At 55.3% G+C, this 2,339-nt stretch carries 1 pseudogene; it reads left to right on the top strand.

Features of this window, described 5'->3' with window-relative positions:
* Positions 1-1,510: 1,510 nt before the first annotated feature.
* Positions 1,511-2,339: pseudogene (locus KRX55_RS11705) on the top strand (hypothetical protein); the annotation flags it as partial.

Consider the following 2,339-nt stretch of genomic DNA (forward strand, 5'->3'; position numbering starts at 1 on the left):
GCTGATGGTTCTTGGCGCGGTGTTCATCGCTGTTCGCCGGCGTGAGAGCTAGGTTCGGCAGGCTGTAGTTTGAACTGAAGCCCCGGGTGTTCCTTTAGAACAGGGAGTACCCGGGGCTTCACCATGTTTTGCTTGGTTCGCGCACCTATCTGGAAGTACGACCAAAAGGCCGGGCCGACTGCAGGAGCTTCCGACAGCTAGTGCGCAGGTAGCTATATTGTGGCAGTTCTTGGGAATGGTGGATATTCCTGACTATCGAGACCGCTGGGCACGATATCTATCCGATTACTCAGTAACCTCGACGCCCATAGGGTTCGATTCTCCTGCTCGTCCGGAGGGGACGCCTCACAAGGGTTGATGGGGCTGACGGTGGATTTCTTCGCGGTTGACGTGAAAACGATGTTCGCAAGGTCTAGTCACTGGAGAATTAGGCATGGTTTGACTTGCAGACGCAGGGATGTGTCAGTGCCCGGTTTCGGTGGTGGATTTTCCGTGAGAACGGCTTGACCTTCGCGACGCGGTAAATTAACGGCAAGGGCTGAAAATAGAAGATCGGTAATTCAACGATACTGAAGGAGTATATAGAGTGGCTTTGGTGGCGAACTACGGACTAATTTTCGGTTTTTGGCAAGGTTGAAGTTAGTGAAATGCTCGCGTGTGGTCGTGTAGCGATTTGGACACGAACTATGCAGCAATCTTAGTGTTTTATCGTAGTACTTGAGGGTAGCTGGGGTTACTAGATTTTGCTACACCCGTTCGGACGCTGTGTGGTTCGTGATACACCATATTGTGGTGGCGCTCGCCGTTGCAGGGCAGCCGGACCTCTCCGGATGAAGATTTTGGGGGAATGGGGTACATACACCCTATGGGACGACCTGTCAGAAATTCTATGCTCAGTATCCGTACGGGGCGAGGACCTGGTTTCTGGGGTTTGGTCCGGTAGTGGACGTCACAATGACAGCGTAAAGAAGTAATTAAAATATGATCGACTACCGGCCGCGATAAAGAATGATCTTTTGGCGAAATAGGATTAAAGATGGGTAGGCCAAAAATAGCGGAACTCACATACGACAATTTTGATAGTTCACAAAACTAGAGACTGAACGGACAGGCGAGTTCAGTAGAGGCGGGCTCGGGCAGGGGAACTTCTTCTCGTATTTCCCACTATGGCCGCAGGTGAGAGTCTTTTATCGGCAAGCCGGGGATGGCGCCCCGCCGACGTGGGGACGGTGTCGGCTGGGGCAGTGCGGGGGTGGCTGTAGGTACGCTGACATGCAGCCCCGCGGGATCTGTCCGGTGAAGCTGCTGGTGGCGGACGGTGGATCCGGAGAGGGGCTGGAAGATGTGATGAACCTTAAGGAATCGGGGGGTGGTCGGTTTCAATCCGGTATCGGTGCGGTTACGATCTTCACATAGATCTGTCGTGTGGCTGGCCTGCAGGGCCTGCACCGGGCGGGTTCACGTTACTCGGAGCCGTAGGGCTCAATCACTCATGAATCGAGAGGAATCAATGACAAGACAACTGAGCCGTGCGGGGGCGGTGTTGTTCGCGATATTCCTTATCGCGACAGCGCTCGTCGTCGCACCGGCACCCGCGAGTGCGCAAGGTGGAGGTGGGGACACCTGGCAGATTTACAGGACCACCCAGAAGGCGATCTACTTCCATGCGATTCCCGAAGGGAGTAGTGGGGACGGCCAGCTGCAGCATGTCTACTGCGTTGATGCTGGTCGGGGGGCGCCCCTCGGGAAGAATGTTACAAATCCGTCGCGGTACAGCAGGTCGACGCCCTCTTACGAATCGCTTGCGTCGGGTATCGGACAACTCACGCAACCGGGGCAGGCGCAGAAGACCGCGCTCGGTATCGCCATAGCGCGAGAGTTGACCAAGGCGCCGGGTGATCGGGTGAATATCTCTCCGATTCTGAACTGGAACGATATTTCAGGTACCGCTGTCAACCAGACAGTTGCCGACACCGCGGCACAATCTGTTGCGTGGAGGCTCGGCTGGGCTTCGTCGTCGGGCAAGCGTAAGGCTGACCTCGGTGATCTTCCTGAGCCGGGTAACCAGATGGGGCGGAAGATAGCTGAGGCCGTCACGACATATTTCGATAACACCAACGCATCGAGCCGGCTTGGCTTCAAGATTGGTGTAAATTACTACACTTACATAAAGCGGCCTGTATCGGAAGTCGTACTCCAGGACTTCATGATTGCCTGGTTTGAGGGTCCTCCGGTTACGTCGACTGTGGTGACTCCGACGACGACGACTCAGAGCACGACGACGACTGCTAATACGGGTACGACGACGACTGAGCACAGTGGTACGACTGCGACGGAGA

The sequence above is a fragment of the Corynebacterium sp. TAE3-ERU16 genome (assembly GCF_019209935.1).
Taxonomy (GTDB): Bacteria; Actinomycetota; Actinomycetes; order Mycobacteriales; family Mycobacteriaceae; genus Corynebacterium; species Corynebacterium antarcticum.